At 74.7% G+C, this 4,275-nt stretch carries 6 protein-coding genes and 1 pseudogene; 4 read left to right on the top strand and 3 right to left on the bottom strand.

Going from position 1 to position 4,275, the window contains the following annotated elements:
* Both DZG00_RS12815 and DZG00_RS12810 read left to right on the top strand, forming a co-directional pair.
* The coding region (locus DZG00_RS12815; protein ID WP_375342505.1) for a hypothetical protein at positions 1 to 1,219 on the top strand (1,219 nt) is incomplete at its 5' end.
* 144 nt (positions 1,220 to 1,363) lie between these two features.
* On the top strand, positions 1,364 to 1,537 hold the full coding sequence (locus DZG00_RS12810) for a DUF3117 domain-containing protein (protein WP_012037866.1): 174 nt from the start codon (positions 1,364 to 1,366) through the stop codon (positions 1,535 to 1,537).
* A gap of 120 nt (positions 1,538 to 1,657) precedes the next feature.
* On the opposite strand, the gene DZG00_RS12805 is transcribed toward DZG00_RS12810, so the two are convergent.
* Positions 1,658 to 2,290, bottom strand: coding sequence for an O-methyltransferase (locus tag DZG00_RS12805; RefSeq protein WP_119382105.1), 633 nt, complete (start codon positions 2,288 to 2,290; stop codon positions 1,658 to 1,660).
* A 151-nt stretch (positions 2,291 to 2,441) separates the two neighbouring features.
* On the opposite strand from DZG00_RS12805, the gene DZG00_RS12800 reads away from it, so the two are divergent.
* The gene (locus DZG00_RS12800) at positions 2,442 to 2,816 is read left to right on the top strand and encodes a twin-arginine translocase TatA/TatE family subunit (protein ID WP_012299244.1); all 375 of its coding nucleotides are present in this window, start codon (positions 2,442 to 2,444) and stop codon (positions 2,814 to 2,816) included.
* An 18-nt stretch (positions 2,817 to 2,834) separates the two neighbouring features.
* On the opposite strand, the gene DZG00_RS12795 is transcribed toward DZG00_RS12800, so the two are convergent.
* Entirely contained in the window at positions 2,835 to 3,752 is a 918-nt protein-coding gene (locus tag DZG00_RS12795) for a LysR family transcriptional regulator (RefSeq protein WP_119382104.1), read from the bottom strand.
* A 116-nt stretch (positions 3,753 to 3,868) separates the two neighbouring features.
* Between DZG00_RS12795 and DZG00_RS17450 the strand changes: the two genes are divergently transcribed.
* Positions 3,869 to 3,991 carry a hypothetical protein gene (locus tag DZG00_RS17450; protein WP_255414062.1) on the top strand — a complete coding sequence of 41 codons (123 nt, stop codon included), beginning with the start codon at positions 3,869 to 3,871 and terminating at the stop codon, positions 3,989 to 3,991.
* A gap of 96 nt (positions 3,992 to 4,087) precedes the next feature.
* On the opposite strand, the pseudogene DZG00_RS12790 reads toward DZG00_RS17450, so the two are convergent.
* Positions 4,088 to 4,275: pseudogene (locus DZG00_RS12790) on the bottom strand (sodium:proton antiporter); the annotation flags it as partial.

Below are 4,275 nucleotides of genomic sequence, written 5' to 3'. Positions count from 1 at the left end.
CGCGCAGCCCGGGGAGGCGACGGCGTCGGAGGGCGAGCCCCGGGCCGCCGGCGCGCGCACGCGCTGGCCGTGGTGGGCGCAGGTCCTCGCGGTCTACGCCGCATCCCGCGTCCTCACCTCCGTGCTGATGCTCCTCGCCGCGCGCACCCAGATCGCGTCGCCGTGGGGTCCCGCCTCCCCGTCGCTCCTCGCGTTCTCGACGTTCTGGGACACCGGCTGGTACCGCACGATCCTCCTGCGCGGCTACCCGGAGGTCCTCCCGGTCGACGCCGCCGGGCACGTGCAGCCGAACGCGTGGGCCTTCATGCCCGTCTACCCGGCCGTCGTCCGGGTCGTCGAGGCGATCACGGGAGCGTCGTTCGAGCAGGCGGCCGTCGGCGTGTCCGTCGTCGCGGGAGCGGGCGCGGTGCTCGTCCTGCACCGGCTGCTGTCCCGCTTCCTGCCGACGTCCGCGGTGATGACCGCCGTCGTCCTCGTCTGCGTCGCCCCGCTGTCGCCCCTGTTCCAGATCGGGTACGCCGAGAGCCTGTCGACGCTGGTCCTCCTCACGGCGCTCCTGCTGCTCGTCGACCGACGCTACGGCGTGCTCGTCCCCGTCGTCGTGGTGCTCGCGTTCACGCGCCCGCTCGGCGCGGCCTTCGCGTTCGCGCTCGTGCTGCACGGCATCCACCGGCTGCGGACCGCCGACGCGGACCCCTTCCCCGGGTCGGAGCGCCTGCGCGTGGCGGTCGCCGCGGTCGCCGCCGGCGCGGCCGCGCTCGCCTGGCCGGCCATCGCGTGGATCCGCACCGGCTCGCCCACGGCCTACACCGACACCGAGCTCGCCTGGCGGTCGGGCTACACGGGCTTCCGCCACCTCATCCCCTTCGAGCCGTGGTTCGACGGCGCCGCGTTCTGGATCGGCGGGCCCGCCGGCGTCGTCGCGGTGGCCCTCGCGGTCCTCGCCTTCGCCGGGATGCTGCTGCTCCCCGCGGTCCGCGCCCTCGGGGCCGACCTGCGCATCTGGATCCTCGCGTACGGGCTGTACCTCCTCGCCGTCTTCTTCCCGCAGTCGAGCCTCTTCCGCCTGCTGCTGCCGATGATCCCGCTGGCGGGCGCCCTGGCCCTGCCGCGGTCGCGCGCCTACCGCGTCGCGCTGGTCCTCGCGACCGTCGCCGGGCAGTGGATCTGGATCGACGTGATCTGGCGCATGACGACCGCCGACTGGACGCCCCCGTGATCCTCCCCGCGCCCCCGTCCGCCGTCCGCGGCCGCCCCATCCCGGCCGTCCCCGGGCCGCTCGCGGCCTAGCACGGAGCCGCGCGTTCATCGAGGGGCGTGTCCATGCGGGATAATGGACGCACATCCACGAAAGGGGAGCCGAATGGCAGCCATGAAGCCCAGGACCGGCGACGGACCGATGGAGGCCGTGAAGGAGGGCAGGCTCATCATCGTGCGCGTGCCCTTGGAGGGAGGCGGACGACTCGTCGTCTCCGTCAACGACGCCGAAGCGAAGGAGCTTCACGACGCCCTCGCCGCGGTGACCAGCGCGAGCTAGTCGAGACCGCACCACGCGACACCGCCCGCCCCGTCGTCGACGGGGCGGGCGGTGCTGTCTGCGCGGGTGCCCGCCAGCGGATCGCGCGACGGGCGCACGGCCACGGGCGAGCCCCGGCGGTCAGCGCCCGGTCCTGGCGATCTGCAGCAGGCCGTCGCCCGCGGGCGAGAGCGACGCGACCACGGCACCCGAGCCCGCCGTCTCCTGCACGAGCGTGCGGAACGCCGCCGTCTGGGCGTCGCGCGCGGCGGGGTTCTGCACGCGGCCGCGCCAGAGCGCGTGGGGCACGAGCACGAGCCCGCCGGTGCGCGCGAGGCGCAGGCCGTGCTCGACGTACTCGATGACCTGGGCGGGATCCGCGTCCACGAGCACCAGGTCGTAGCTGGCGTCGCTCATGCGCGGCAGCACGTCGAGCGCGCGGCCCGTGATGAGGCGCACGCGGTTGGCGGGCACCTCGGCGTCCGCGAGGATCTCGCGCGCGGCCTGCTGGTGGTCGAACTCGACGTCGATGCTGGTGAGCACCGCGCGCGGCGCGCCGCGGAAGATGCAGAGCCCGGAGACGCCTGCGCCCGTGCCGATCTCGATGACGCTGGTGGCGCGCGTGGCCGCGGCCAGGAGCGAGAGCTGCGCGCCGACGGCGGGGGAGACGGCCTCGATGCCGAGCTCGCGGGAGTGCTGGCGGGCCAGGGCGATGTGCTCGTCCTCCACGACGACGTCCTCGGTGTACTTCCACCCGGTCTCCTGGTCGGACACGCGGCACCTCCCTCTTCCGGGTCCCCAGGGTATCGGCCCGGTGACGCCCGCCCGACCGGCCGGTGTCCGGCGCGGATCCGATGCGCCCCGTCCGCTGACCTGTCGCTCGCTGCCGGGCGGATATCGGGCGGCGACCGACTAGCCTGTGATCATGTTCGGCCTGACGTTCGAGAAGCTGATGCTCATCGGCATCATCGCCGTGTTCCTGCTCGGCCCCGAACGGCTGCCGATCTACACCCAGAAGCTCGCGGACCTGGTGAAGGCCGCGCGTCGCATGGCCACCGGCGCCCGGGAGCGCATGCGCGACGAGCTCGGCCCGGAGTTCGACGAGGTCGACTGGAAGAAGCTCGACCCCCGCCAGTACGACCCGCGCCGGATCATCAAGGAGGCGCTGTTCGAGGACGAGCCCGTCGTCACGAAGCCGCGCGTCCCCGTCGAGACCACCATCGCCCGCCGGCAGCGGCTGGAACGCGAGGCGGCGGCGGCATCCGCGCAGCCCGCGCCCTTCGACGCCGAGGCCACCTGACGCGGCTCGCCCGACCCCTCAGCCGTTCCCGCTGAACCGCGCGTCCACCGCCTTCGCCTCCCCGCGGAGCGCGTCCACGACGGCGCGCACCGACGGCCGCTCCGCGCGATCCGGGCGGAGGAGCACGTGAAGGTGCCGCTTCGACGCGACGCCCGACAGCCGCTTGACCACGACGCCGTCGTGCTCGCCCGCCGTGTAGCGGGGCAGCAGCGCGATCCCGTGACCCGACGCCACGAGCGACTCCGTGATGCGCGTGTCGCTGAACCGCTGCACGACGCGGGCGGGCGCGCCCACGGCCTGCTCGATGTCGAGGAGGATCCGGTCGAACGGCAGGCCCTGCGGCACGCCGATCCACGGCTCGCCGCTGAGGTCGCCGGGGCTCACCGACGCCCGGCCGGCGAGGCGGTGGTCGGACGGCATCGCGACGTCGAGCGGCTCCACCATGAGCGGCACGATCACGAGGCCGAGACCGCGCCAGGTCCCGGCGCCCGCGAGCGAGTGCGCGATGACGACGTCGAAGTCGGCCGTGAGGTCGGCGAACGCCCGGGACGCCGGATCCCGGTCGCTGGCGCGCAGCGTGAGGTCGGGGATCCCGGCGACGCGGTCGAGGAGGCCGGGCAGCAGCATCTGCGCCGCGGTGGGGAACGTGGCGAGCGTGACCTCGCCCGACGGCTGGTGCCGGAAGTCCTCCCAGAGGGCCTCGGCGCGGGCCACGGCGACCGCGATGTCCGTGGCCGTGCGGGCCAGCGCGCGGCCCGCGTCGGTCAGCACGATCCCGCGTCCGGAGCGCTCCGTGAGGGACACGCCGGCCTCCCGCTCGAGCACCTTCAGCTGCTGCGAGACGGCGGAAGGGGTGCGGCCGGCGGCGCGGGCGACGGCGCCCACGCTGCCGCGGTCGGCCAGCTCGCGGAGGAGCTCGAGGCGGCGGATGTCCATGTAGCCAGGCTACACAGCCAGGCAAGGACTATGAGCTTGTCCTGAACGGTGCGCGGTGGTCTCATGGGTCATGCGGCGGAATGCGCCGCCATCCGCCTTCCCGCAGGAGCACCACCATGACCGTCTTCCTCATCGCCGTCGCCGCCCTCTCCGTCTCCGCCATCGCCGGCACCGTCGTCGTCACCGCGCGCGACGGCTACCGCGCCGTGCCGACGCGCACGCACCGCAGCCACGTCTAGGCAGCACGCGCACCGCGCATCAGGAGGACGGCAGCCCGCGGGCTGCCGTCCTCCTCGTCGTCTCCGGGGTCGCCGCGCACGTCCTCGGGCCCGCGCCTAGGAGACGGACAGCCCCAGCCGCCGGCCGGCGAGGCCGCGTCCGCGGGAGGCGAGGTGGTCGGCCACGCGCAGGATCTGCACCGCGGCGGGATCCTCGGGCGAGGCCAGCACGAGCGGCGCGCCCGCGTCGCCGCCCTGGCGTATCCGGGAGGCCGGGTGGAGTTCCCCATCCTCCCCGCGGTCGA

The sequence above is a fragment of the Clavibacter lycopersici genome (assembly GCF_003576405.1).
Taxonomy (GTDB): domain Bacteria; phylum Actinomycetota; class Actinomycetes; order Actinomycetales; family Microbacteriaceae; genus Clavibacter; species Clavibacter lycopersici.
Note: the sequence above shows the minus strand (reverse complement) of the source record. Positions and strands in the feature narration are given on the sequence as shown.

What these genes read in the sequence shown, in the direction of transcription:
- DZG00_RS12810 (WP_012037866.1), top strand. Translation starts at nt 1,364, where the DNA reads ATGGCAGCCATGAAGCCCAGGACCGGCGACGGACCGATGGAGGCCGTG.
- DZG00_RS12800 (WP_012299244.1), top strand. Translation starts at nt 2,442, where the DNA reads ATGTTCGGCCTGACGTTCGAGAAGCTGATGCTCATCGGCATCATCGCC.
- DZG00_RS17450 (WP_255414062.1), top strand. Translation starts at nt 3,869, where the DNA reads ATGACCGTCTTCCTCATCGCCGTCGCCGCCCTCTCCGTCTCCGCCATC.
- DZG00_RS12795 (WP_119382104.1), bottom strand. Translation starts at nt 3,752, where the DNA reads ATGGACATCCGCCGCCTCGAGCTCCTCCGCGAGCTGGCCGACCGCGGC.